Raw genomic sequence first — 26,611 nt, 5'->3', positions numbered from 1 at the left:
GAAGTTTTAATGGTCACTATGGTTTTTATGGTTTCTATTCGCTGATCCGCGCAGGGGTGATATATCTCTGATTTATTATCGTGGTTTTTATGGTTTTTATTTCCCGCCACGCGTTATTTCCGCCGCGACCACTGGCGACAGCCGGCGCCTGCGCCGCTGATCACAACTTTCCCTTAACATTTACGTCACGTGACAGAAAAATGATAAAGTGCCGGTATGGTGAATACGTCGTCCGGGACCTATGAAATTATCTTTTCAATATAAGCTGTTTATTTCGCTGGTCGCTTTTTTCTCAGTCCTGTTTATCGCGCTGGGTATTTATTATTACTTTGACGCCAGCCGCCAGCTTTATCAGGAAATGAGCGCCAGGGCCAAAATTCAGGCCGAAGAGATAGCCCTGATGCCAAATTTACGTCAGCAGGTCAGCCGGCATGACCCACAGGCGATTCAGGCATTTATGCAGCAAATCGCCGCCCATAGCGACGCCAGCTTTATCGTCATCGGCGACCGCCAGGGGATGCATCTGTTTCATTCCGTCCATCCGGAGTGGGTCGGCACGCGGCTGGTCGGCGGCGACAACCAGGCGGTACTGGAGGGAAAGTCCATTACCACCATTCGCAAAGGCGGCCTTGGCGTCTCGCTGCGCAGTAAAACGCCCATCGTCGATGACGCGGGGCGGGTGATCGGCATTGTCTCCGTCGGCTACCTCACCAGCTATCTCGACAGCATTACCCTGAGCAAAGTGATCAATATTTTTATCGCCGCCGTCCTGCTGCTCACCGCCCTGTTTATCTTCTCCTGGTACTTTACCCGCAGCATCAAGAAACAGATTTTTTCGCTCGAGCCGCGGGAGATTGGCCTGCTGGTGCGCCAGCAAAAGGCGATGATGGAGTCGATCTTTGAGGGGGTGATCGTCATCGATCGCCAGCGGCGCATTGAGGTGATTAACCATGCCGCCCGCAGCCTGCTGGGACTCAGCCAGCCCGCCCGTCAGCTGCGCGGCCAGTCCATCGACAGCGTGATTTCCCCGCAGCCCTTTTTCGCCAGCGGCGACATGCTTGAGCGCGACACCCATGATGAATTGTGCCGCTTCAACCAGTTGACCGTGCTCGCCAGTCGGGTACGCATTATGCTGGAGAATACCCTGCAGGGCTGGGTGATTACCTTCCGTGACCGCAATGAAATCAATGCCCTCACCGCCCAGCTGAGCCAGGTGAAGCGCTATGTCGACAATCTTCGCATCATGCGCCACGAGCAGCTCAACCGGATGACCACCCTCTCCGGCCTGCTGCATATGGGCCATTATGACGAAGCGATCCGCTATATTCAGGCCCAGTCGGAGCATGCTCAGGAGCTACTGGACTTTATCTCCTCGCACTTCCACTCGCCGACGCTGTGCGGTCTGCTGCTCGGCAAAGCCACCCGCGCCCGCGAAAAAGGCGTGGCGCTGAGCTTCGACCCGGCCTGCCGCATTGACCGTCCGCTGCCGTCGCTGATGGAATCCGAACTGATCTCCATCATCGGCAACCTGCTGGATAACGCCATCGAAGCCACGCAGCGCGCCGAGCTTCCGCATGAGCCGGTGGAAGTTCTGATCCAGCTCAACGCCCGGGAGCTGATTATCGAAGTGGCCGACCGCGGCGTCGGCCTCCGCCCCGATATCCGCGAGCGCATTTTTGAACGCGGCATCACCACCAAAACCCGTGGCGATCACGGCATTGGTCTGTATCTTATTGAACATTATGTCACTCAGGCGGGCGGCACCATCGAAGTCGCCGATAACGCGCCGCGGGGAACGATCTTCACCCTGTTTATCCCGGCCGACGCGCCCGCCTGTCCGCAACCGGAGGCCCACGATGCATCATGACCTGGTCGATGTGCTAATCATTGAAGATGAGAGCGAGCTGGCGCGCCTGCACGCCGAGCTTGTGCAGAAACACCCGCGCCTGCGGCTGGCGGGCATGGCGGCCTCCCTCGCTCAGGCCCGTCAGTTGCTCCACGCCACGCCGCCGCAGCTGGTGCTGCTGGATAACTATTTGCCGGACGGCAAAGGGGTGACGCTGATGACCGACCCGGCGCTGGCGACCAGCCAATGCTCGGTGATCTTTATCACCGCCGCCAGCGATATGGAAACCTGCAGCCAGGCCATCCGCAATGGCGCCTTCGACTATATTCTTAAGCCGGTATCATGGAAGCGGCTGAGCCAGTCGCTGGAGCGTTTTATCCAGTTCTACGATCAGCAGCGGGAGTGGAAAATCGTCGATCAGCAGAACGTCGATTCCCTCTATCAATTGCAGGCGAAGAACTATCGTATGGATAATGGCAGCAAAGGGATTGAAGAGAAAACGCTGGCGCTGGTGCAGGGTCTGTTTAGCGGCCGGGAAGCGCACTGCTTTTCCGTTGATGAGGTGGTCAGCGCCGCCGGACTCAGCAAAACCACCGCCCGCCGCTATCTTGAACATGGCGTTGAGACCGGTTTTCTGGAGGTGGAGATGCTGTACGGAAAAATCGGCCATCCGCGGCGGCTGTATCGCCGCGCACAGGCCAAACGCTAACCCCCTCGCCGGGTGGGAGGGGCTGGAAAACTCAGAAACCGCGCTGCTCTTTAATCAGCTCCCAGGCCTTCTGGATCTCCTGGGCTTTCTGTTTGGCCATCTCCATCATCTCCGGCGGCAGCCCTTTCGCCACCAGCTTGTCCGGATGGTGCTCGTTCATCAGCTTACGATAGGCGCGCTTCACCGTCGCCGCGTCGTCAGTCGGTTTCACCCCCAGCACGTTGCAGGCGTCCTCCAGCGTTGGACCGCGCTGCGCCTGCTGCCAGCCGGCGTTGCCGCCGTGCTGACCATAAGATTGCTGCTGCGAACCGCCGCCGAACTGGGCGCCGCCCTGCATCATTCGCAGGAATTGATCGAACTGGGCGCGGGAGATGCCAAGCTCATCGGCGATGACGAACAGCACTTCACGTTCGTTAGGGTGCAGTTCGCCGTCAGCGAACGCCGCCTGCAGCTGAATTTCCAGAAACATCCGAATCAGATCGAAGCGGCCAAAGCAGACGCTGCGCAGCTGGCGCATCTTCTCGCGCAGCGGATAATTGTCGGCCTTGCCGTCGCGAAACGCCTGCTGCGCCGCGGTGCGCGAAGCGCCGTGCAGATTCATGCGATCCATCAGCACATTGGCGACGTGAATATCCGCTTCGGTAACGCGGCCCTTGGACTTGGTCAGATGCCCCATCACTTCAAAGGTGGTGGAAAAGAAGAGCGACTGACGCTCCTGCTGATTGGCGAAGAGATTCAACCGGCGGCTGCGCGCCCGGTCAAACATATGGCCGACCAGGAAGCCGAGCACCACGCCCCAGAACCCACCGCCCATCAGCAAAGCCACTGCCACGCCAATCACTTTACCCAAATACTGCATAGACTCCCCAACTGTTTGTCGCCGTTAAGCACGAATATGACCGCACGTTACCCGGCACTCGCGCCTCGGTCAATTGTGGGACATAGCCTATAATTTGCTTTATCATACTCGTCATTCAACAGGGTGCCTAACGCTCGGGCTCGAAACGGGCAGGATTAACACTAGCGTGATAAAGTTGAGTAAGTTAGGCTCTGACCGTTTGCAAGCCGCTGCCACAAGATGATGGAACAATAAATACAACGTATGAAAAAACGTATTCCCAGCCTCCTGGCTACGATGATTGCCAGCGCCTTGTATAGCCAACAAGGCCTCGCTGCCGATCTCGCAACGCAATGTATGCTTGGCGTGCCAAGCTATGATCGTCCGCTCGTGGAAGGTCGGCCTGGCGATCTGCCGGTGACGATTAACGCCGATCATGCGAAGGGCAACTACCCGGACAACGCCGTCTTTACCGGCAACGTCGATATTAACCAGGGGAATAGCCGCCTCCGCGCCGACGAAGTTCAGCTGCATCAGCAGCAGGCCGCGGGCCAGGCGCAGCCGGTGCGCACGGTGGACGCGCTGGGCAACGTGCACTACGACGATAACCAGGTGATCCTCAAAGGGCCAAAAGCCTGGTCGAATCTGAATACCAAAGATACCAACGTCTGGCAGGGCGATTATCAAATGGTCGGACGCCAGGGACGCGGCACCGCTGACCTGATGAAACAGCGCGGCGAAAACCGCTATACCATTCTGGAAAACGGCAGCTTTACCTCCTGTCTGCCGGGCTCCGACACCTGGAGCGTCGTGGGCAGCGAAGTCATCCACGATCGCGAAGAGCAAGTTGCCGAGATCTGGAACGCCCGCTTCAAGCTTGGCTCCGTGCCGATTTTCTATAGCCCCTACCTGCAGCTGCCGGTGGGCGATAAGCGTCGTTCAGGCTTCCTGATCCCGAACGCGAAATACAGCACCAAAAACGGCGTGGAATTCTCCCTGCCGTACTACTGGAACATCGCGCCAAACTTCGATGCCACTATCACCCCGCACTATATGAACAAGCGCGGCGGCGTGATGTGGGAAAACGAATTCCGCTATCTGACCCAGCTCGGCAGCGGCTTAACGGAGTTTGACTACCTGCCGTCGGATAAAGTCTACGAAGACGACCACTCCAGCGACAGCAACAGCCGCCGCTGGCTGTTCTACTGGAACCACTCCGGGGTTATCGATCAGGTGTGGCGTCTGAACGCTGACTACACCAAGGTCAGCGATCCTGACTACTTCAACGATTTCAGCTCGAAGTATGGTTCCAGTACCGACGGCTATGCGACGCAGAAATTCAGCGCCGGGTATGTCAATCAGAACTTTGACGCCACGGTCTCAACCAAGCAGTTCCAGGTCTTCGATCGGGAGTCGAGCAACTCCTACTCGGCTGAGCCGCAGCTCGACATCAACTACTACCAGAACGATGTCGGTCCGTTCGATACCCATCTGTACGGCCAGGTCGCCCATTTTGTTAACTCGAACAACAACATGCCGGAAGCGACCCGCGTTCACTTCGAACCGACGATCAACCTGCCGCTGTCCAACGGCTGGGGGAGTCTGAATACCGAAGCCAAGCTGCTGGCGACCCACTACCAGCAGAGCAATCTTGATAAGTACAACGCCGCCAACGGTACGGACTACAAAGAGTCCGTTAGCCGCGTAATGCCGCAGTTTAAAATCGACGGCAAAATGGTCTTTGAGCGCGACCTGCAGGAGGGATTCACCCAAACGCTGGAACCGCGCATGCAGTATCTGTACGTGCCGTACCGCGATCAGAGTGAAATCGGCAGCTACGACTCCACGCTGTTGCAGTCGGACTACACCGGCCTGTTCCGCGACCGTACCTATAGCGGTCTGGACCGCATCGCGTCGGCCAATCAGGTCACTACCGGTATCACCTCGCGCGTGTATGACGCCGCCGCGGTGGAACGTTTTAACATTTCCGTTGGTCAAATCTACTATTTCACCGAGTCACGCACCGGTGATGACAACATCAACTGGGAGAACAACGACACCACGGGTTCACTGGTATGGGCCGGCGACACCTACTGGCGCATTGCCGATAACTGGGGTCTGCGCGGCGGGATCCAGTACGATACGCGTCTGGATAACGTCGCAACCGGCAACGGCACCATTGAATACCGTCGCGATGAAAACCGCTTAGTCCAGCTTAACTATCGTTACGCCAGCCCGGAATATATTCAGGCCACGCTGCCGTCATATTCCACTGCGGCGCAATATAAAGAGGGTATTTCGCAGGTGGGGATGACCGCCAGCTGGCCGATCGTCGATCGCTGGTCCGTGGTCGGGGCCTACTACTACGATACCAATACCCGGAAAGCAGCAAACCAGATGTTGGGTGTCCAGTATAACTCCTGCTGCTACGCCATCCGTCTTGGCTACGAACGTAAAGTCAACGGTTGGGATAGCAACAACAATGGCGGCGAGAGCAAATACGACAACACCTTCGGAATCAATATCGAATTGCGCGGTCTGAGCTCTAATTACGGCCTCGGCACCCAGCAGATGCTGCGTTCGAACATTTTACCGTACCAGAGCTCCCTGTGATGCGGCTGGTTTACAACATCATCCGCATTTGCGGTTAATCGAAATGGAAAAAGTATGAAGAACTGGAAAACGCTGCTTCTCGGTATCGCCATGATCGCGAATACCAGTTTCGCTGCCCCCCAGGTGGTCGATAAAGTAGCGGCCGTCGTCAATAATGGCGTCGTACTGGAAAGCGACGTCGATGGTTTGATGCAATCGGTTAAGCTCAATGCTGGTCAGGCTGGCCAACAGCTACCGGATGACGCGACCCTGCGCCATCAGATCCTCGAAAGACTGATCATGGACCAGATCGTGTTACAGATGGGGCAGAAGATGGGCGTGAAGGTCTCTGACGACCAGCTCGATCAGGCCATCGCCAACATCGCCAAACAAAACAATATGACCATGGATCAGATGCGCAGCCGTCTGGCCTATGAAGGCATCAACTACAACACCTACCGTAACCAGATCCGTAAAGAGATGCTGATTTCGGAAGTGCGTAACAATGAAGTGCGTCGTCGCATCACCGTGCTGCCGCAGGAAGTGGAAGCGCTGGCCAAACAGATCGGCGACCAGAACGACGCCAGCACCGAGCTTAACCTGAGCCACATCCTGCTCCCGCTGCCGGAGAACCCGACCTCTGATGAAGTCGCCGCGGCCCAGGAGCAAGCGAATGCCATCGTTGAGCAAGCACGCAACGGCGCCAACTTCGGTAAACTGGCGATCACCTACTCCGCCGACCAACAGGCGCTGAAGGGCGGCCAGATGGGTTGGGGTCGTATCCAGGAGCTGCCGGGCATTTTCGCCCAGGCGTTAAGCACCGCGAAGAAAGGGGATATCGTCGGTCCGATCCGTTCCGGCGTCGGCTTCCACATTCTGAAAGTGAATGACCTGCGCGGCGGGACCCAGAACATCTCCGTCACCGAAGTGCATGCCCGTCATATTCTGCTGAAGCCATCGCCAATCATGAACGATGCGCAGGCTCAGGCTAAGCTGGAGCAGATTGCCGCCGACATTAAGAGCGGGAAAACCACCTTCGCTAAAGCGGCGAAAGCGTATTCTGAAGATCCAGGCTCGGCGAACCAGGGCGGTGATTTAGGCTGGGCCACGCCGGATATCTTCGACCCGGCGTTCCGCGATGCGCTGATGCGTCTGAACAAAGGGCAGACCAGCGGGCCGGTGCACTCCTCCTTCGGCTGGCATCTGATCGAACTGCTGGATAGCCGTCAGGTCGACAGAACCGACGCCGCGCAGAAAGATCGTGCTTACCGTATGCTGATGAACCGCAAATTCTCTGAAGAAGCGGCAACCTGGATGCAGGAACAGCGCGCCAGTGCGTATGTTAAAATTCTGAGCAACTAATATCGATGCCTGAAACCCGTAAAGTTGTTATCACTCCCGGCGAACCCGCCGGGATTGGCCCTGACCTGGTCGTGCAGCTTGCCCAGCGCGACTGGCCAGTTGAGCTGGTGATCTGCGCCGACGGCGCCCTGTTAACTGACCGAGCCCAGAGGCTCGGTCTTCCTTTATCTCTCCTGCCATATGATGCTGCGCAACCGCCCGTTCCGCAGCGTGCCGGTACGCTGACGCTGCTTAACGTACCGCTGAGCGTCCCGGCGGAGCCCGGCGTGCTGAACGTACAAAACGGCGCCTACGTAGTCGAGACGCTGGCGCGCGCCTGCGACGGCTGCCTGAGCGGCGAATTTGCGGCGTTAGTGACCGGCCCGGTGCACAAAGGCAACATCAACGACGCCGGCATCGCCTTCACCGGTCATACCGAGTTCTTCGAAGAGCGCGCGCAGGCCAGCAAAGTGGTGATGATGCTGGCGACCGAGGAGCTGCGGGTGGCGCTGGTGACGACCCATCTGCCGTTGAAAGCCATCAGCGAGGCGATAACGCCCGACCTGCTGCGCGAGATCATCACGATTCTCGATCACGACCTGCGCACGAAATTTGGCATTGCCCAGCCGCATGTGCTGGTTTGCGGGCTTAACCCGCACGCTGGCGAAGGCGGTCATATGGGAACGGAAGAGATAGACACCATCATTCCGGTGCTGGAAGAGATGCGCGCGAAGGGGATGCACCTCAGCGGTCCGCTGCCGGCTGACACCCTTTTTCAGCCCAAATACCTTGACCATGCCGATGCGGTACTCGCGATGTACCACGATCAGGGCCTGCCCGTGCTAAAATACCAGGGCTTTGGCCGCGGCGTGAACATTACGCTCGGTTTACCTTTTATTCGTACCTCCGTCGACCACGGCACCGCGCTGGAATTAGCGGGCCAGGGAACAGCGGACGTCGGCAGTTTTATCACGGCGCTTAATCTCGCCATCAAAATGATTGTTAATACCCAATGAATAATCGAGTCCATCAGGGCCATTTAGCCCGTAAACGCTTCGGGCAGAACTTCCTCAACGATCAGTTTGTGATCGACAGCATCGTCTCGGCGATTAATCCGCAGAAAGGCCAGGCGATGGTTGAAATCGGCCCCGGTCTCGCCGCGCTGACCGAGCCGGTCGGTGAACGCCTTGACCAGCTGACCGTTATCGAGCTGGACCGCGATCTGGCTGCCCGCCTGCAGACGCATCCGTTCCTCGGGCCGAAGCTGACCATCTATCAGCAGGATGCGATGACCATGAACTTCGGCGAACTGGCGGAGAAAATGGGTCAGCCGCTGCGCGTCTTCGGCAACCTGCCGTACAATATTTCGACCCCGCTGATGTTCCATCTGTTCAGCTATACTGATGCCATTGCCGATATGCACTTTATGCTGCAGAAGGAAGTGGTGAATCGTCTGGTTGCCGGACCGAACAGTAAGGCGTATGGTCGGTTAAGCGTGATGGCGCAATATTATTGCCAGGTGATCCCGGTACTCGAAGTGCCGCCGAGCGCGTTTACCCCGCCGCCTAAGGTCGATTCCGCGGTGGTCCGCCTGGTGCCGCACAGCACGATGCCATATCCGGTCAAAGAGATCCGGGTGTTGAGCCGCATCACCACCGAAGCGTTCAACCAGCGCCGCAAGACCATCCGCAACAGTCTCGGCAATCTGTTCAGCGTGGACGTGCTGACCGAGCTGGGCATCGACCCGGCCATGCGTGCAGAAAATATTTCCGTGGCGCAGTACTGCCAGATGGCTAACTGGCTGTCTGACAATCTGCCATCGAAGGAGAGCTAACCATGATCAATTCGCCTCGTGTTTGCGTTCAGGTGCAAAGCGTCTATATCGAATCGCAGTCTTCTCCGGAAGAAGAGCGCTACGTCTTCGCTTATACCGTCACCATTCGCAATCTGGGGCGGAGTCAGGTTCAGCTGCTTGGCCGCTACTGGCTCATCACTAACGGCCACGGTCGTGAGACTGAAGTTCAGGGTGAAGGGGTGGTCGGCGAGCAACCGCATATTCCCGCCGGCGGTGAATATCAATATACCAGCGGCGCGGTCATTGAAACGCCGCTGGGAACCATGCAGGGTCATTATGAGATGATCGATATCGACGGCGCGCCGTTCCGTATCGAGATCCCTGTTTTCCGTCTCGCAGTTCCAACGCTCATTCATTAAAACAATGTCAACATACCTTATTGGCGACGTTCACGGTTGCTACGATGAACTGATCGCATTATTAGCGCAGGTTGAATTCGACCCGGCGATCGATACGCTGTGGCTGACCGGCGATCTGGTGGCCCGTGGCCCGGGTTCGCTGGAGGTTCTGCGCTATGTCAAATCTCTGGGCGACAGCGTGCGACTGGTGCTGGGCAATCATGATTTACACCTGCTGGCGGTCTTCGCCGGCATCAGCCGCAACAAGCCGAAGGATCGTCTGAAATCACTGCTGGAAGCGCCGGATGCCGATGAGCTCCTCAACTGGCTGCGTCGTCAGCCGCTGCTCCAGGTGGACGAAGAGAAAAAGCTGGTGATGGCCCACGCCGGCATCACCCCGCAGTGGGATCTGGAGACTGCCCAGCAGTGCGCGCGCGATGTAGAAGCGGTGCTCTCCAGCGACTCCTACCCTTTCTTCCTCGATGCCATGTACGGCGACATGCCGAATCACTGGAGCAACGAGCTGAGCGGCCTGGCACGCCTGCGCTTTATCTCTAACGCCTTCACCCGCATGCGCTACTGCTTCCCGAACGGCCAGCTGGATATGTACTCGAAAGAAGCGCCCGAGGACGCCCCGGCGCCGCTGAAGCCGTGGTTTGCCATTCCGGGACCGGTCAGCAGTGCCTACAGCATTGCCTTTGGCCACTGGGCGTCGCTGGAGGGACGCGGTACGCCGGAGGGCATTTACGCGCTGGATACCGGCTGCTGCTGGGGGGGGGAACTCACCTGCCTGCGCTGGGAGGATAAGCAGTACTTTACCCAGCCGTCGAACCGGCAGAAAAGCCTCGACGAAGGCGAAGCCGTCGCGTCCTGAAGAAACAGGCGCCGTCCCCCAGGCCCGTGCAAGCGCAGCGCCGCCGGGCAAGAACTGCGGGCGCGGAGCCTCGTTTGTGTCGGGTGGCGGCTAACGCCTTACCCGACCTACGTTTACGTGCCATTTGTCACCCCCGGGCAGCGCTCCAGAAAAACGCACCCCGCGACGGGAAACCTGGCGCAGGCCCGCGCAAGCGCAGCGCCGCCGGGCAAGAACTGCGGGCGTGGAGCCACGTTTGTGTCGGGTGGCGGCTAACGCCTTACCCGACCTACGTTTACGTGCCATTTTTCCCCCCGGGCAGCGCTCCGGAAAAACGCCCCCGCGACGGGAAACCTGGCGTAGAAAAAATAGTGGCAGCGGCATCCGCGCTGAATTCACGCCAAAGAAAACCCCGGTCACGCCAGACGCGACCGGGGTTTTTTCATTGCTATCCTTCCCGCTTAACGGCGTTCGAGGATCTCAAAGCAGTAGCTGTGGGAGTTCTGCGCGTCGGCGTCATGAAACTCGCTGAACACCGATTCCCACTGGTCCGGATCGTAATCCGGGAAATGGGTATCGCCTTCCACTTCCGCATCGATATGGGTCAGATAGAGCTTCTGCGCCTTCGGCAGGAACTGCTCATAAACCCGACCGCCGCCGATCACCATGATCTCTTCCACATCGCCGCAGGCGGCAATCGCTTCGTCAACGGAGGAGACCCACTGCACGCGATCGTCGCTGCCTGGCTTGCTGCTGATCACGATATTTTTACGCCCCGGCAACGGGCGCCCAATGGATTCCCAGGTCAGACGCCCCATCACTACCGGCTTATTTAATGTGTTGCGTTTGAACCAGGCGAGATCGGCAGGCAGGTTCCATGGCATGGCGTTTTCCATACCAATGACGCGATCTACCGCTAACGCCGCAATCAGACTGATCATTCATTCATTCCTGAGTACAAAAAATTGTCGCCACTATACGGAAAGCGTACAACTTCGTCGACTGGCCGGAGGGTAAAGAATAAGAAAATTTTCTGATTTGCTGGCAAGCCCACGTTCGTGCCGTGGGCCGCCAGAACAGGATCCAAACGAAAACAAAATGTTACTGATTAACGTCAGGCGGAGGGCTTATTTTCCGGCTCATCGGCGATATCGCCGGTGTGCCTACCCTCTTCCGTCCCCTGCCAGCCGTGACGCTGCACCAGCGACAGATGATGACGATCTTCGTTGATGATGCCGGTCAGCATATCGCTGGTCCGCTTGAAGACCGCCACCCGCGACGCCGCATCGTTTTCCGCCATCGCCACCATCTCTTCGACCATCTGCAGGTTGAAGCGACGGAACAGATCGGCCCGCTCGCGCGCTTCATACGCGCCGAGCCCCAGCGCCTCCAGCGTCATCCGGCCGGATTTCAGCGCCGCCTCGAAGGTTTCACGCTCCGGGGCTTCGACGCCAGCCTGACGCAGCTGGATATAGTGATCGACATCGCGGGCGCGGGAGATAATCTGCAGATGCGGAAAATGCTCTTTTACCCTCGCCACCAGCTCCAGGCTGACGTGCGGATCGTCAATGGCATTGATCAACACCTCCGCCTTTTCGGCGCCAGCCGACTCCAGCAGATCGACCCGGGTGGCATCGCCGTAGAAGACCTTCATATCAAATTTGCGCAGAGTATCGACATGGTCCGGGTCGTGATCGAGGATCACCATCTTCACCCCGCTGGAGAGCAGCAGTCGCCCGGCGATCTGCCCGAAGCGGCCAAAGCCGGCGACAATCACCCGCGGCTGCTCTTCATCAATCTCGTCCGCATCCCGCGCCTGGCCGCTGGACGATTTCTCCAGACGGGTCAGCAGCACCAGCAGGATGGGGGTTGCCGCCATCGACAACGCCACCGCCAGGGTCAGCGCCTTTGCCCATTCGCCGTCCAGCACCTCCGCCATCCGCGCGGTGCCAAAGACCACAAACGCGAACTCACTCCCCTGCCCCAGCAGCACCGCAAACCAGCGGCGCTGGGCGCGAGGCACGCCAAGCGGCCTGGCGATAAGCCACAGCATCAGCATTTTTATCGCCAGGAAACCCACCAGCAAAATCACAATACGCAGCGGATGGGTAACCAGGGTGCCGAAATCAATCGACATCCCGACGCCGATAAAGAACAGCCCCAGCAGCAGGCCTTTAAACGGCTCAATATCGCTCTCCAGCGCATGGCGATACTCGGAGCTGGCCAGCAGCACCCCGGCGAGAAACGCCCCCATCGCCATCGACAGCCCCACCTCTTCCAGCAACAGCCCAAAGCCGAAGACCAGGAACAGGGCCACGGCGCTGAACACTTCGCGCAGACCGGAACGGGCGACAAAGCGCAGCAGCGGACGGGTCAGATAGCGCCCCAGAACCACCACCAGCGCCAGCGCCGCGGCCACCTTCAGCGCGGAGAGGGCAAAAGCCATCAGCGAAGTGGCGCCGCCGCTGGCCGCCAGCAGCGGGATCATCGCCACCAGCGGGATCGCCGCGATATCCTGGAACAGCAGCACCGCGAAGGCGCTGCGCCCCATCTGCGACATCGTCAAATTGCGCTCATTCATCGCCTGCATGGCGATAGCGGTTGAGGAGAGCGCCAGGGTCATACCGATCAGCTCGGCCACCTGCCAGCGCAGGCCCAGCAGCATGCAAAAGAGGCCGATCAATACCCCACAGGCCACCATTTGCAGCGCGCCGCCGCCAAACACCGAAGCGCGCAGCTTCCACAGACGCTGCGGATCCAGCTCCAGACCAATGACGAACAGCATCAGCACCACGCCAATCTCGGCAAAGTGCAGAATCGCCTCGGCGTCGGTCACCAGCCGCAGCCCCCACGGCCCGATAATACAGCCGGCGATGAGATAGCCCAGCACCGACCCAAGCCCAAGGCGGACGGCAATGGGCACAATCAGCGCCGCGGCGCCAAGGTAAATCAGCGCCTGTATCAGCGTATGGCTATCCATTCTGATGTGCCTCCTGCCAGTCGATTAAGCGTTGACGATAGTGGCGAGCCTGCGCCTGCAGCGTTTCGTCATCGCAGATAAAGGTGCAGTGCATGGCGAACGGCGGCAGCCATTTCATCCCGCAGTAAAGCGCGGTGGCCTGCAGCGGCTGCGCCAGCACCGGAAAACCGGGAAACGAACCGATATCAAAGTGGCTTTCACCGCCGCCGGTGGTCACCGCCCACATCAGCGACTTACCGCGCAGCGCAATACCGTTATGGCCATAGGCCCAGCCGTGCGACAGCACTTTGTCCATCCACAGCTTCAGCAGCGGCGGCACGCTATACCACTGCATCGGGTGCTGCCAGATAACCAGATCGGCACGGGCGAGCGCCGCCTGCTCGGCGGCGACATCGATATTAAAGTCGGGATAGAGTTGATAAAGGGAGCGTATCTCTACTCCTTCAAGCGTCCCTGCTTGTTCAAGCATTCGCTTATTCGCATGAGAATGCTGCGGATAAGGATGCGCATAAATTATCAGAATCATTGATTGGCCTGCGTTAGCTCTTGTCGTAATCAGCAAGAGTGTAGACAGTTAAGCGAACCGCTTACAATGATAACTGTGATTTATGTCGCGGTGGTGTACGTAACGCGCGCCTGAATGGAAAACGTCAGGCCTTAATTATCCAGCTCATCCATGGATTTCACCTGATCGCGGTTAATCTGCTCCACGCGTCCGGTTTCGGCATTTTTGTAGGAGACCAGACCGGTATCATCATCCACCTGCGGTTTACCGCTGGTGACAATGGTCTTGCCGTCGGTGGTTTTGATCGACTGATTCGATGAGCAACCGGCCACGAACATGATTGCCGTCGCTGCCAGCGCGGATGCCACCAGAATATTGTTCCGCATTGTATCCTCCTGTCTTTTCATCAATAGGTATCGTTATGGTGCTAACTATAGTTAGCCTGACCCGACAGGGGGTTAAAAGCAGAACTCTCTGAAGATGGCCGCAGCCAAAAAAAATGGGCTGACGATATCGTCAGCCCAGGTTTGTTGCTATCCGGCCAGGCCGGAGCGCTTATTTGGTGATTTGCGCGTGCATTTCCTGAACCGAAATCACCTTGTCGGTGGCGTCAGCATTCAGCGCCATCGCGGTGGCAAAGCCGCCGTTCAGGGTGGTGTCATAGTGCACTTTGTACTGCAGGGCGCTGCGGCGAATCAGCTTGGAGTCTTCAATCGCCTGACGACCTGCGGTGGTGTTGATGATGTAGGTATATTCGCCATTCTTGATACGGTCCTGAATGTGCGGACGACCTTCATGCACCTTGTTCACCAGACGCGGGTTGATGCCCGCTTCGCCCAGCACAATCGCGGTACCGTGGGTTGCATCCAGCTCGAAACCAAACTTCAGCAGCTTCGCCGCCAGGTCGACCACGCGCTCTTTGTCGCCTTCGCGGACGGAGAGCAGCGCGCGCCCCTGTTTCTTCATGGTCGAGTTGCTGCCCAGCTGCGCCTTGGCGAACGCTTCGGCAAAGGTGCGGCCGACGCCCATCACTTCCCCGGTGGAGCGCATTTCTGGCCCTAACAGCGGGTCAACGCCCGGGAATTTGTTGAACGGCAGAACCACCTCTTTCACCGAATAGTACGGCGGGATGATCTCTTTGGTCACGCCCTGCTGCGCCAGCGTCTTACCGGCCATCACGCGCGCCGCCACTTTCGCCAGCGGTACGCCGGTGGCTTTGGAGACGAACGGCACGGTACGCGCCGCACGCGGGTTGACTTCAATCAGATAGACTTCGTTATCTTTCACCGCGAACTGGACGTTCATCAGACCGCGAACCTGCAGCTCGAAGGCCAGCTTCTGCACCTGCTCGCGCATCACATCCTGAATCTCTTTGCTCAGGGTGTAGGCTGGCAGGGAACAGGCGGAGTCGCCGGAGTGAACGCCTGCCTGCTCGATATGCTCCATGATGCCGCCAATCAGCACCATTTCGCCATCGCAGATAGCATCAACATCCACTTCAATCGCGTCGTCGAGGAAGCGGTCCAGCAGCACCGGCGCGTCGTTGGAGACGCTGACCGCAGTCTGGAAGTAGCGGCGCAGATCCTGCTCGTCATAGACGATCTCCATCGCCCGGCCGCCCAGCACGTAAGACGGACGCACCACCAGCGGGTAGCCAATCTCTTTCGCTTTCTCTACCGCCTGTTCAATGGCGGTGACGGTGGCGTTCGCCGGCTGCTTCAGCTTCAGACGGTCAACCGCGTGCTGGAAGCGCTCACGGTCTTCCGCACGGTCGATAGCGTCCGGGCTGGTACCGATAACCGGTACGCCTGCGGCTTCCAGGGCGCGCGCCAGCTTCAGCGGCGTCTGGCCGCCGTACTGCACGATAACGCCTTTTGGCTTCTCGATGCGCACGATTTCCAGCACGTCTTCCAGGGTGACCGGCTCGAAGTACAGACGGTCGGAAGTGTCGTAGTCAGTAGAGACGGTTTCCGGGTTACAGTTGACCATGATGGTCTCGTAACCGTCTTCGCGCAGCGCCAGCGAGGCGTGTACGCAGCAGTAGTCGAATTCGATACCCTGACCGATACGGTTCGGGCCGCCGCCGAGGACCATGATTTTATCGCGGTCAACGGACGGGTTGGACTCGCACTCTTCTTCATAAGTGGAGTACATATAGGCGGTATCGGTGGCGAATTCCGCGGCGCAGGTGTCCACGCGCTTGTAGACCGGGTGCAGATCATACTGGTCGCGCAGTTTGCGGATTTCCGCTTCCCGCACGCCCGCCAGCTTCGCCAGACGCGCATCGGCAAAGCCTTTACGCTTCAGGGTACGCAGGAAGTCAGCGTCGAGGCCGTTGATGCCCACTTCCGCCACTTTCTCTTCCAGACGGACCAGCTCTTCAATCTGCACCAGGAACCAGCGGTCGATGTTGGTCAGGTTGAAGACGCCGTCAACCGAGAGGCCCGCGCGGAACGCGTCGGCGATGTACCAGATACGCTCAGCGCCGGCGTCTTTCAGTTCGCGGCGGATTTTAGTCAGCGCTTCCGGATCGTCGAGGCTCACTTTCGGGTCGAAGCCAGTGGCGCCCACTTCCAGACCGCGCAGCGCTTTCTGCAAGGACTCCTGCTGGGTACGGCCAATCGCCATCACTTCGCCGACGGACTTCATCTGGGTGGTCAGACGGTCGTTGGCGCCGGCGAATTTTTCGAAGTTAAAGCGTGGGATTTTCGTGACCACATAGTCGATGGACGGCTCGAAGGAAGCCGGGGTACGGCCGCCGGTGATGTCGTTCATCAGCTCGTCGAGGGTGTAACCTACCGCCAGCTTGGCGGCCACTTTAGCAATCGGGAAGCCGGTGGCTTTGGAGGCCAGCGCCGAGGAGCGGGAAACGCGCGGGTTCATTTCGATAACGATTAGGCGACCGTTTTTCGGGTTGACCGCGAACTGAACGTTAGAGCCGCCGGTTTCGACGCCGATTTCACGCAGCACCGCCATCGAGGCGTTACGCATGATTTGGTACTCTTTGTCGGTCAGGGTCTGCGCCGGCGCAACGGTGATGGAGTCACCGGTATGGATCCCCATGGCGTCGAAGTTTTCGATAGAGCAGACGATGATGCAGTTGTCGTTCTTATCGCGCACCACTTCCATCTCATACTCTTTCCAGCCGATCAGCGATTCATCAATCAGCAGCTCGTTGGTGGGAGAGAGATCCAGGCCGCGGGTACAAATCTCTTCGAACTCTTCGCGGTTATAGGCGATGCCGCCGCCGGTGCCGCCCATGGTGAACGACGGACGGATGATGCACGGATAGCCGACGTCAGCCGCTACCGCCAGCGCCTCTTCCATGGTGTGGGCGATACCGGAACGCGCGGTGTCGAGACCGATTTTTTTCATCGCGATATCGAAACGGCGACGGTCTTCGGCCTTGTCAATCGCATCGGCGGTGGCGCCAATCATGGTCACGCCGAATTCAGCCAGCACCCCCTGACGCTCCAGCTCCAGCGCGCAGTTCAGCGCCGTCTGGCCGCCCATGGTCGGCAGCACCGCGTCCGGGCGCTCTTTTTCGATGATTTTGCGCACCACTTCCCAGTGAATCGGCTCGATGTAGGTGGCATCGGCCATTTCCGGGTCAGTCATGATGGTCGCCGGGTTAGAGTTCACCAGGATAACGCGGTAGCCCTCTTCGCGCAGGGCTTTACAGGCCTGGGCGCCGGAGTAGTCAAACTCGCACGCCTGACCGATAACAATCGGGCCCGCGCCCAGAATCAGGATACTTTTTATGTCTGTACGTTTTGGCATGGCTCTTTTACTCCTGATTATTTCGCGGACTGACGGTATTGCTCAATTAACTCGATAAAGTGGTCGAACAGCGGCGCGGCATCGTGCGGCCCCGGGCTCGCTTCAGGGTGGCCCTGGAAGCTGAACGCCGGCTTGTCGGTGCGATGGATCCCCTGCAGGGTGCCGTCGAACAGCGACTTGTGGGTCACGCGCAGGTTGGCCGGCAGCGTCGCCTCATCCACGGCGAAACCGTGGTTCTGGGCGGTGATCATCACCACGTTATTATCAATATCTTTCACCGGGTGGTTGCCGCCGTGGTGGCCGAACTTCATCTTAATGGTCTTGGCGCCGCTCGCCAGCGCCAGCAGCTGATGGCCGAGGCAGATGCCGAACACCGGAATATCGGTCTCCAGGAATTTTTCAATCGCGTCGATAGCGTAATCACACGGCGCCGGGTCGCCAGGACCGTTGGAGAGGAAAATGCCGTCCGGATTGAGCGCCAGCACATCCGCCGCCGAAGTCTTCGCCGGCACCACCGTCAGGCGGCAGCCGCGGTCAACCAGCATGCGCAGGATGTTGCGTTTCGCGCCGAAGTCATACGCGACGACGTGGAACGGCAGCTCGCTTTCCGCTTTCGCTTCCGGCAGGTCGCCCGCCAGGGTCCAGCTGCCTTGCGTCCAGCTGTAGGTTTCTGCGGTGGTCACTTCTTTCGCCAGGTCCATGCCGTTCAGGCCAGGGAACGCTTTCGCTTTTTCCAGCGCCAGCTGGGCATCCGGACTGTCGCCCGCGATGATGCAGCCGTTCTGTGCCCCTTTCTCACGCAGCAGACGCGTCAGCTTGCGGGTATCGATATCGGCAATCGCCACGATGTTATGGCGCTTCAGATAGGAAGAGAGGTCTTCGGTACTGCGGAAGTTGCTGGCAATCAGCGGCAGGTCGCGAATAACCAGACCCTGAGCATGTACCTGAGAAGATTCTTCATCGGCGGCGTTGGTGCCGACATTACCAATATGAGGATAAGTAAGAGTGACGATTTGGCGGGAATAGGAAGGATCAGTGAGGATTTCTTGATAACCGGTCATTGAAGTATTGAAAACGACTTCCCCAACCGCCGTGCCGGTTGCCCCGATGGCCCGACCGTGAAACTGGGTTCCGTCTTCCAGAACCAATAGCGCTGACTTAATCAAAACATCCTCCAGAGAATATCCACTCACTTTATTTGCATATTAATTCATAAACACGATCTGAATCAATGCAAATCTGTTGCCCGCAGATTTTTGGCAAACGGCGGCATTCTGGAGAGATGTCGGATAAAAGTCAACTTAAAGCGGAGATTTTTAATGTCATTTTACGCCACTGGCGCATAACACGTGATTTTTACGCCAAAAAGATCAACAAACCTGGCTGAGAAAACGCTTGCGGACGGCGAAGAGTGTAAAACCTGGCGCTGAACGGCAAAAAAGTGGACCAAATGGTCAAAATTTACATTTCGTTCACTAAAAAACCGAACTACACCCAAACTTATAGCCTTCTCATATGAAAAACAAACAAAAACAGCTAAAAATAAAAAAGGGCAACAAAATATTGCCCCTTGCATCAATAACTTATTGATAGCAATAACCACATCACGATGGGTAATAATCGTTATAAACTATTCAGTTCCAGCACATCGCGCATATCAAAGAGGCCATTTTTCTTGCCTTTCAGCCACAATGCAGAGCGAACCGCGCCATTAGCAAATGTCATCCGACTGGAGGCTTTATGGGTGATCTCAATACGTTCGCCAATATCAGCAAACATCGCTGTATGTTCACCGACGATATCCCCCGCGCGGACGGTCGCGAAGCCAATGGTGCCCGGGACGCGTTCGCCAGTGTGGCCTTCACGACTGTAGACCGCGCAGTCCTTGAGATCTTTGTTCAATGCCCCGGCGATCGCTTCGCCCATCGCCAGCGCGGTGCCTGACGGCGCATCCACTTTATGCCGATGGTGCGCTTCGATAATTTCGATGTCGGTGTAGTCGCCCATCACCTTCGCCGCCTTCTCCAGCAGCTTTAACAGAACATTGACGCCGACGCTAAAGTTAGCGGCAAAGACAATGGCAATCTCCTGCGCGGCATCGCTAATCGCCTGCTTGCCAGCGTCGTCAAAACCGGTGGTGCCGATGACCATCCCTTTGCCGTGGTCGCGGCAAAACGCCAGATGGTTCAGCGTGCCTTCCGGGCGGGTAAAATCGATCAACACGTCGAAATCATCTTTTACCGCCGCCAGGCTGCTCTGCACCGTGACGCCCGCTTTGCCGGCGCCCGCCAGCTCGCCGGCGTCGCTGCCCACCAGGCTGGATCCTTCACGCTCCAGCGCCGCGCCCAGCGCCACTCCATCCATCTGCAGCGCAGCCTGAATTAACTGGCGTCCCATCCGGCCGCCCGCGCCGGCGATGGCCACGCGGATTTGTGCATCATGCATAGCTATTCTCTTTTGTTAACATTACGTAAATTGTTTTCAGAGTAACCAGCCCGTCAGCGGGCCGCTACTCAAAAACGCCGATAATTAGAAATTTATGACAAACGGCGGACGATATCAGTAAAAACTATATGATTGTGCCGCAATTCCTCGTTTACGCAGTGAGAACCAGGATGCGAATGATGATGCCCCGCCCGCACGGTGCGGGCGAGGACGATGTTGCAGAGGGTTACAGCGGGAAAAGCGCGCCGGCGGGAAACGCGGATAAAAACCAGGTCACCGCCAGCAGATCGGCGCTACCGCCGGGGCTAAGATGGCGGGCAATCAGATCGTCATCAAACTGGCGCAACGCCTCCAGCCCACCGTCAGCCAGCACGCCGCCCTGCCACAGCAGCCGCTGCGCCTCCTGCTGGACATAGTTCAATCCGGCCAGCCCGCCGCGTGACACCAGGTTGGTGTCATCATTCCATGCCATCAAATGCAGCAGGGTTTGCAGTAGCGCCAGATTGCTGTCGCCGGTCTCCTCCATCATGCGGTTAAAGACCGGTAATGCCTGGGTGCGCACAGTCAGGAATCCGCTCTCCGCCTCGCCGCGGGCGCCGGAGAAGCCGTAACGCAGAAAATGCATCTCGCCTTTGCTCAGCCGTTCCCCACTGGCGGAGGACAATTCCTGCATAACCATGCCGCGACAGAAGCGCGCCACCTGGTCGCAAAGCCGGTGCTGCTCTATCGGCTCGACTTTCGAGACCAGCCTGCCCGCTGCCGCGCTGAGCAGGCCAAAAGCGAAGATCGCCCCACGATGGGTATTCACCCCGCCGGTGACCTCCAGCATATCGTTCTCGCAGGCCATTCCCACCGGACGCAGCATCATCAACACCTGCTCCGGCGCGACCGCCGCGGTATCGTGGCCCATGATAAAAAACTTCTCCATCCACGGCGCCACCACCGCGGTACTGGCCTCAAACGAGGCCAGATCCATATCCCGGTGCGCGCCAGCGTTACGAATATCCACCAGCCCGGGCTTAGGGGTCAGGCGAACTTCGGTCAACAGCGCGCGCTCTACCGCGCTGACCACCTCTTCGGCGCTCAGTGGTTTTCCGCGTAGCACACGCGGAGGTTGAATTAACACGTCGCTCATGGCCTTTCCCCTCTGCGCTTAGTCGCTGTTTTTCACCTGATGGATTACATCGATGACCGAACCGTCGCGATAGCGGACTACCGCCACCACCCGATCGGTAAATTCGATCGCTTTCGGTTTGCCCGTCAGCAACTCCGCGCGCTGCTGCAGTTCCTCAATGGTCATCAGCGCAATACCAGCATTGCGTAAATTGTCGATCAGGTCCTGGCGCGCCGGGTTTACCGCAATGCCATGGTCGGTGACCAGCACATCCACGCTGGCTCCCGGCGTCACGCGGGTCAGCACCTTTTCCACGACGCAGGGAATGCGGCCGCGAACTAACGGCGCGGTAATGATGGTCAAATCCGCGCCGGCGGCGGTATCGCTATGGCCGCCTGACGCGCCGCGCAGCACGCCATTGGAGCCGGTCATCACGTTGACGTTAAAGTCGGTGTCAATTTCCAGCGCGCTGAGCATTACCACGTTTAAGCGCTCGCAGGAGGCCCCTTTGGAACCCGGGCTGGCATACTGATTGGTAGAGATTTCGACGTGGTTCGGGTTCTGCGCCAGCGAGCGCGCCGCATCGCCATCGAACGACTGGGTGTCGAGCAGCGTTTTAATCAGCCCTTTCTCATGCAGATCGACCATCGTCCCGGTGATGCCGCCAAGGCCGAAGCTGGCGGTGATACCGTTGCGGCGCATTTTGTCTTCCAGGAAGCGGCTCACCGCCAGCGAGGCGCCGCCGGTACCGGTCTGCAGTGAGAAACCCTCTTTAAAGTAACCGGAGTGTTCAACCACTTTCGCCGCCTGGCGGGCGATCAGCAGCTCGCGCGGATTGCTGGTCAGACGAATGGCGCCAGCGGTGATTTTTTCCGGATCGCCTACTTCGTCCACCTGAACGATCAGATCCACCTGATCCTGGGCGATACTGGCCGGGTAGTTAGGGTAGTCCACCCACTCTTCGGTCAACAGCACGACGCATTTGGCATGTTCCGCATCAACGCGCGCGTAGCCCAGCGAGCCGCAGCGCGACTTACCGCTAAAGCCGTTGGCATTGCCAAACTCATCGCAGCAGGGAACGCCGAGGAACGCCACGTCAATGGACAACTCACCGCTTTGGATCAGCTGTACGCGACCACCGTGAGAGTGGATCTGCACCGGATTTTCCATCAGCCCGGCGGAGATCTCCTCGCCGAGCTTCCCGCGCAGGCCGGAGGTGTAGATCTGGCGGATCACGCCGTTTTTAATATGCTCGATCAGCGGCCAGTGAGCGTCGATAAGCGAACTGGACGCCAGGGTCAGATCGCGAAAGCCCATCTCCGCCAGCTTCGCCACCACCATATTGACCACTTTGTCACCGCCGCGAAACGCGTGGTGGAACGAGATGGTCATGCCGTTTCGCAGGCCGGAACGACGGATTGCCGTTTCCAGCGAGTCGCAGATTTTACGCCGGCGCTTTTCCGTCTCACTGGCCAGCCATGGGCTTTTCGCCGTCACGCCGCTGTAAGGGGTCAATCCTTCCGGCATCACATACTGCTGATTAAGCATTGCTACTGTCTCTTTCATCTTATTCCCCTTAATCACGAATACCGGAAGCTGAAAGCGCCACCACTTTGCGCGCGTGGTCGATAATCGGTCCATCGATCATCTTGCCGTTCAGCGACACCACGCCCAGACCGCGCGACTCTGCCTCTTCCGCCGCGGCAATCACCTCCAGCGCATGGTCGACCTCTTTTCGCGTCGGGGCATAGACCTGGTGCAGCAGTTCGATCTGGCGCGGGTTGACCAGTGATTTCCCGTTGAAGCCGAGGTTCTTCGCCAGATTCGCTTCCGCGAGGAAGCCCTCTTCATTATTAATATCCGACCACACGACGTCATAGGCGGCGATGCCGGCGACCCGCGCAGCATGCAGCACGGCGCAGCGGGCATAGAACAGCTCAGTGCCGTCGCCGCGGGAGGTGCCCATATCCATAACGTAGTCGAAGGCCGCCAGCGCGATGGCCGACAGACGCGGGCTGGCGCGGGCGATCTCGACCGCGTTTACCACCCCCAGCGCCGACTCGATGGCCGCCATAAGCCTGGTGCTACCCACTTCCCGGCCGCACTCGCGTTCAATCCGCTCAACGTGGGCTTCCAGTTCATGAATATCTTCTTTGCTGTCGGTTTTCGGCAGACGTACCATGTCCACACCCGCGCGTACCACCGCTTCCAGGTCGGCCAGACCAAACGGCGTATTTAGCGGGTTAATGCGCACCACGGTTTCGATATCCTGATACAGCGGATGCTGCAGCGCCTGATACACCAGCAGGCGAGCGGTATCTTTCTCGCGCAGCGAAACGGCATCTTCAAGGTCGAACATCACCGCATCGGCGCCGTAAACGAATGAAGTACTTAACATGGCGGCATTGGCGCCGGGGATAAACAGCATACTGCGACGTGGTTTCATAGCTGGCTCCATTGCAATTGAGACTGTTGCGCCGCGCGCAGGGCCGCAGCCTGAACCCGGGCGCGCAGAACGCACTCCAGCGCCCCTTTATCATCCACCACCACGTTGGCCTGGCTAACGCCGAGCTGCGTCAGGGTTTCTCTGACCACCTGCTCAATCGCATCGCCAAACTGCTGCTTCACAATGCTGTCGATCTCCAGTTGAATGCCCGGCTGCGTCGCCGGCCCAATCCTGACCATCACATCGCTGGACTCCAGCGTGCCGGCCAGGGCGTCAATCTTCATTTCCATAGAGGCAAATCCTTTGTTATGGCGTAAAAATCAGGCGGTTTGATGTTCGCTTTCCGCCAGTTGCATCAGAAAAGAGAGGGTTCCCGGCGGCACCAGCGCCGCCACCGCCTGCCAGTTGCGCTGCCGGTACAGTTCGCGCACCCTGGAAGCCGATATCGGCCCGCCGTTTTTTTCGATCCGCGCCAGCTCAACCACTTCAACAGGCGGCGCGTCGCCTGGCGCTGCCAGCAACGCTTTCATACGCTGGTTGTAATGGCGGGTCAGCGAACACAGCGGCTCAGTGCCGACAAAACGATGGGTTATCTTCAGCGCCGGGGCTAAATGTTCGCGGAACAGCTGGAGATCGATCTGGTTGTGGCAGTCGTCTACCACCCCCTGTTCTTTGAGGAAGTAGCCAGGGAAGGTGGCCCGCGAGATGAGGTATGCCGAACCGGGATGTAGCGTTACCTTGTCGATGCCGGCAATCCCTTTTTCGATTAGCGTGTAGCGATCCTGATACGTGAAACGGGAGGCATCCTCTTTCACCACAAACAGGTGTAGCCAGTCGCACTGACGGGCCGCCTGCTCCACCAGCCAGCGGTGGCCGAGCGTGAACGGGTTGGCGTTCATCACGATAGCGCCTATTTTGCGTCCCGGCTGACGGTACATCGCCAGCTGGCGGCAGTAGCGGGTCAGCCGTTCGCGGCTATTTTCCAGTAACACGGCGAGATCGCCGGCCTGCGCGATTGGCCAGAATCCGGCGCCGGCAAAGAGCGCGACGTTACAGGGCTTAGTGAATAAAAACAGTTCACTGCGCCCCAGCTCGTAGGCCAGGGTGAGTAATTCTGTCAGTAGCTTAAGGCTCAGCCCCTCCCCCTGCAGCGAGGGGTCGATAGCGATGCACTTCAGGACGTTGCCGGCGATGGCGCCGCAGCCGACCAGCCGCTGCTGATACTCGGCGACAATGGCCATTTCGCAATCAGCCTCTAATGAGAGCTGATGCTGATGGAGAAAGAGGTCAATCGCCTCTCGCCGCGATTTATCCTTCCGTAGCAGAACGCGTTTTAATATCAGAGTCATTTTTTAGCGCTTCGTTATTCCAAAACGACTTGTATTTCGCCAGCGTTCGGCTATCGATTCTTGTATTTAAATCACAATTTTCCCCGTCGCTTAATTGGCTTTATGGTTTTTATGTTGTTAATTCATTCAGCATAATAAAAATAATTAAATTAATTAAAAACACGAGTATTCAGTGAAGGTTATCACACCTTAACACTGAGTCTATTTATTACTATGCGCCGGTCTTATTACTTCATTGATAAACAGGATAACGTTTATGACTAACATGAGCCAGGCTCCGGCGACGGAGAAAAAGGGCGTAAGCGACCTGCTGGGATTTAAAATCTTCGGCATGCCGTTACCCCTTTATGCGTTTGCGTTAATTACGCTATTACTTTCCCACTTCTTTAATGCGTTACCCACCGACCTGGTTGGCGGCTTTGCCATTATGTTTATTATCGGCGCCATCTTTGGCGAGATTGGCAAACGGCTGCCGATATTTAATAAATATATTGGCGGCGCGCCGGTGATGATCTTCCTCGTCGCCGCTTATTTCGTTTACGCAGGCATTTTTACCCAAAAAGAAATTGATGCAATCACTAATGTGATGGATAAAAGCAACTTCCTGAACTTATTCATCGCAGTTTTGATAACTGGCGCCATTCTCTCGGTTAACCGTAAACTGCTGTTGAAATCGCTGCTGGGTTATATTCCGACGATCCTTATGGGGATCCTCGGCGCATCTATCTTCGGGATTATCATCGGCCTGTGCTTCGGTATTTCCGTAGACCGCATCATGATGCTGTACGTCCTGCCGATTATGGGCGGCGGCAACGGCGCAGGCGCGGTTCCGCTGTCTGAAATTTATCACTCCGTCACCGGCCGCTCCCGTGAAGAGTACTACTCCACCGCGATTGCCATTCTGACCATCGCCAATATCTTCGCCATCGTTTTTGCCGCGCTGCTCGATATTATCGGTAAAAAACACACCTGGCTGAGCGGGGAAGGCGAACTGGTACGTAAAGCCTCCTTTAAAGTTGATGATGATGAAAAAGCAGGCCAGATTACCCATCGCGAAACGGCAGTCGGCCTGGTGCTCGCCACCACCTGTTTCCTGCTGGCCTACGTCATTGCCAAGAAAATTTTGCCAAGCATTGGCGGTGTCTCAATCCACTATTTCGCCTGGATGGTGCTGATCGTCGCGGCGCTGAACGCTTCCGGCCTCTGCTCGCCGGAGATCAAAGCCGGGGCCAAACGCCTGTCTGACTTCTTCTCTAAGCAGCTGCTGTGGGTACTGATGGTCGGGGTCGGCGTGTGCTACACCGACCTGCAGGAAATTATCGACGCGATTACCTTCGCGAACGTCATCATCGCTGCGGTAATCGTCGTGGGTGCTGTCGTCGGGGCGGCCATCGGCGGCTGGATGATTGGCTTCTTCCCGATCGAATCCGCCATCACCGCAGGCCTGTGCATGGCTAACCGCGGCGGCTCAGGCGACCTGGAAGTGCTCTCTGCCTGTAACCGTATGAATCTTATCTCTTATGCGCAAATCTCCTCCCGTCTGGGCGGCGGTATTGTGCTGGTCATCGCCAGCATTGTGTTCGGCATGATGATGTAACCAACACGCACGATGGCGATGTT

Annotated in this window: 22 protein-coding genes; 9 read left to right on the top strand and 13 right to left on the bottom strand. The window is 57.8% G+C overall.

The window, feature by feature from the left end:
* Nucleotides 1-241 precede the first annotated feature (241 nt).
* Together ACLH1U_RS13760 and ACLH1U_RS13755 are read left to right on the top strand one after the other, a co-directional pair.
* Nucleotides 242-1,867, top strand: coding sequence for a sensor histidine kinase (locus ACLH1U_RS13760; RefSeq protein WP_072421135.1), 1,626 nt, complete (start codon nt 242-244; stop codon nt 1,865-1,867).
* Entirely contained in the window at nt 1,857-2,555 is a 699-nt protein-coding gene (locus ACLH1U_RS13755; protein ID WP_072421134.1) for a response regulator, read from the top strand. Before ACLH1U_RS13760 ends, ACLH1U_RS13755 begins: the two co-directional genes overlap by 11 nt.
* 31 nt (nt 2,556-2,586) lie before the next feature.
* Here ACLH1U_RS13755 and djlA read toward each other — a convergent pair whose 3' ends face one another.
* The gene (gene djlA, locus ACLH1U_RS13750) at nt 2,587-3,414 is read right to left on the bottom strand and encodes a co-chaperone DjlA (RefSeq protein WP_008807470.1); all 828 of its coding nucleotides are present in this window, start codon (nt 3,412-3,414) and stop codon (nt 2,587-2,589) included.
* 243 nt (nt 3,415-3,657) lie between these two features.
* On the opposite strand from djlA, the gene lptD reads away from it, so the two are divergent.
* From lptD to apaH, 6 genes are read left to right on the top strand one after another with little or no spacing between them, the layout of a single operon-like run.
* Nucleotides 3,658-6,006: an LPS assembly protein LptD gene (lptD, locus tag ACLH1U_RS13745; RefSeq protein ID WP_032429098.1), complete on the top strand. Its 2,349-nt coding sequence runs from the start codon at nt 3,658-3,660 to the stop codon at nt 6,004-6,006.
* 54 nt (nt 6,007-6,060) lie between these two features.
* Nucleotides 6,061-7,347, top strand: a complete 1,287-nt coding sequence (surA, locus tag ACLH1U_RS13740) for a peptidylprolyl isomerase SurA (RefSeq protein ID WP_023291952.1) — start codon at nt 6,061-6,063, stop codon at nt 7,345-7,347.
* 5 nt (nt 7,348-7,352) lie between these two features.
* Entirely contained in the window at nt 7,353-8,342 is a 990-nt protein-coding gene (gene pdxA, locus ACLH1U_RS13735; RefSeq protein ID WP_023291951.1) for a 4-hydroxythreonine-4-phosphate dehydrogenase PdxA, read from the top strand.
* Nucleotides 8,339-9,160, top strand: a complete 822-nt coding sequence (gene rsmA, locus ACLH1U_RS13730) for a 16S rRNA (adenine(1518)-N(6)/adenine(1519)-N(6))-dimethyltransferase RsmA (RefSeq protein ID WP_023291950.1) — start codon at nt 8,339-8,341, stop codon at nt 9,158-9,160. The genes pdxA and rsmA overlap by 4 nt, the downstream gene beginning before the upstream one ends.
* A gap of 2 nt (nt 9,161-9,162) precedes the next feature.
* Entirely contained in the window at nt 9,163-9,540 is a 378-nt protein-coding gene (apaG, locus tag ACLH1U_RS13725; RefSeq protein ID WP_004204274.1) for a Co2+/Mg2+ efflux protein ApaG, read from the top strand.
* Between the two features lie 4 nt (nt 9,541-9,544).
* The gene (apaH, locus tag ACLH1U_RS13720) at nt 9,545-10,393 is read left to right on the top strand and encodes a bis(5'-nucleosyl)-tetraphosphatase (symmetrical) ApaH (RefSeq protein WP_023291949.1); all 849 of its coding nucleotides are present in this window, start codon (nt 9,545-9,547) and stop codon (nt 10,391-10,393) included.
* A gap of 440 nt (nt 10,394-10,833) precedes the next feature.
* On the opposite strand, the gene folA is transcribed toward apaH, so the two are convergent.
* The 12 genes from folA to citC form a co-directional block, all read right to left on the bottom strand.
* Nucleotides 10,834-11,313: a type 3 dihydrofolate reductase gene (gene folA, locus ACLH1U_RS13715; RefSeq protein WP_004204271.1), complete on the bottom strand. Its 480-nt coding sequence runs from the start codon at nt 11,311-11,313 to the stop codon at nt 10,834-10,836.
* A gap of 173 nt (nt 11,314-11,486) precedes the next feature.
* Nucleotides 11,487-13,352, bottom strand: coding sequence for a glutathione-regulated potassium-efflux system protein KefC (gene kefC, locus ACLH1U_RS13710; RefSeq protein WP_411299302.1), 1,866 nt, complete (start codon nt 13,350-13,352; stop codon nt 11,487-11,489).
* The gene (gene kefF, locus ACLH1U_RS13705; RefSeq protein ID WP_004204269.1) at nt 13,345-13,878 is read right to left on the bottom strand and encodes a glutathione-regulated potassium-efflux system oxidoreductase KefF; all 534 of its coding nucleotides are present in this window, start codon (nt 13,876-13,878) and stop codon (nt 13,345-13,347) included. The genes kefC and kefF overlap by 8 nt, the downstream gene beginning before the upstream one ends.
* A gap of 131 nt (nt 13,879-14,009) precedes the next feature.
* On the bottom strand, nt 14,010-14,243 hold the full coding sequence (locus tag ACLH1U_RS13700; protein ID WP_002888059.1) for a YgdI/YgdR family lipoprotein: 234 nt from the start codon (nt 14,241-14,243) through the stop codon (nt 14,010-14,012).
* Between the two features lie 169 nt (nt 14,244-14,412).
* A complete protein-coding gene (carB, locus tag ACLH1U_RS13695; protein WP_004204267.1) occupies nt 14,413-17,637 on the bottom strand; it encodes a carbamoyl-phosphate synthase large subunit in 3,225 nt (1,074 codons plus the stop codon).
* A 17-nt stretch (nt 17,638-17,654) separates the two neighbouring features.
* Nucleotides 17,655-18,803 carry a glutamine-hydrolyzing carbamoyl-phosphate synthase small subunit gene (carA, locus tag ACLH1U_RS13690; RefSeq protein ID WP_023291945.1) on the bottom strand — a complete coding sequence of 383 codons (1,149 nt, stop codon included), beginning with the start codon at nt 18,801-18,803 and terminating at the stop codon, nt 17,655-17,657.
* Between the two features lie 457 nt (nt 18,804-19,260).
* The gene (dapB, locus tag ACLH1U_RS13685) at nt 19,261-20,082 is read right to left on the bottom strand and encodes a 4-hydroxy-tetrahydrodipicolinate reductase (protein WP_032453158.1); all 822 of its coding nucleotides are present in this window, start codon (nt 20,080-20,082) and stop codon (nt 19,261-19,263) included.
* A 226-nt stretch (nt 20,083-20,308) separates the two neighbouring features.
* Nucleotides 20,309-21,217: a triphosphoribosyl-dephospho-CoA synthase CitG gene (citG, locus tag ACLH1U_RS13680; protein WP_102002464.1), complete on the bottom strand. Its 909-nt coding sequence runs from the start codon at nt 21,215-21,217 to the stop codon at nt 20,309-20,311.
* A gap of 18 nt (nt 21,218-21,235) precedes the next feature.
* Nucleotides 21,236-22,762 carry a citrate lyase subunit alpha gene (citF, locus tag ACLH1U_RS13675; protein WP_032429096.1) on the bottom strand — a complete coding sequence of 509 codons (1,527 nt, stop codon included), beginning with the start codon at nt 22,760-22,762 and terminating at the stop codon, nt 21,236-21,238.
* A gap of 10 nt (nt 22,763-22,772) precedes the next feature.
* A complete protein-coding gene (gene citE / locus ACLH1U_RS13670) occupies nt 22,773-23,642 on the bottom strand; it encodes a citrate (pro-3S)-lyase subunit beta (RefSeq protein ID WP_023291941.1) in 870 nt (289 codons plus the stop codon).
* Nucleotides 23,639-23,932: a citrate lyase acyl carrier protein gene (gene citD, locus ACLH1U_RS13665; protein ID WP_023291940.1), complete on the bottom strand. Its 294-nt coding sequence runs from the start codon at nt 23,930-23,932 to the stop codon at nt 23,639-23,641. Before citD ends, citE begins: the two co-directional genes overlap by 4 nt.
* A 30-nt stretch (nt 23,933-23,962) precedes the next feature.
* Nucleotides 23,963-24,991, bottom strand: a complete 1,029-nt coding sequence (gene citC, locus ACLH1U_RS13660) for a [citrate (pro-3S)-lyase] ligase (RefSeq protein ID WP_102002463.1) — start codon at nt 24,989-24,991, stop codon at nt 23,963-23,965.
* Nucleotides 24,992-25,247: 256 nt separating this feature from the next.
* Between citC and citS the strand changes: the two genes are divergently transcribed.
* On the top strand, nt 25,248-26,588 hold the full coding sequence (gene citS / locus ACLH1U_RS13655) for a citrate/sodium symporter CitS (protein WP_023291938.1): 1,341 nt from the start codon (nt 25,248-25,250) through the stop codon (nt 26,586-26,588).
* The last annotated feature ends 23 nt before the right edge of the window (nt 26,589-26,611 follow it).

Source organism: Klebsiella sp. 1SOBk5mer (assembly GCF_046603115.1).
GTDB lineage: Bacteria > Pseudomonadota > Gammaproteobacteria > Enterobacterales > Enterobacteriaceae > Klebsiella > Klebsiella quasipneumoniae.
This window is presented reverse-complemented; position numbering and strand designations above follow the sequence as displayed.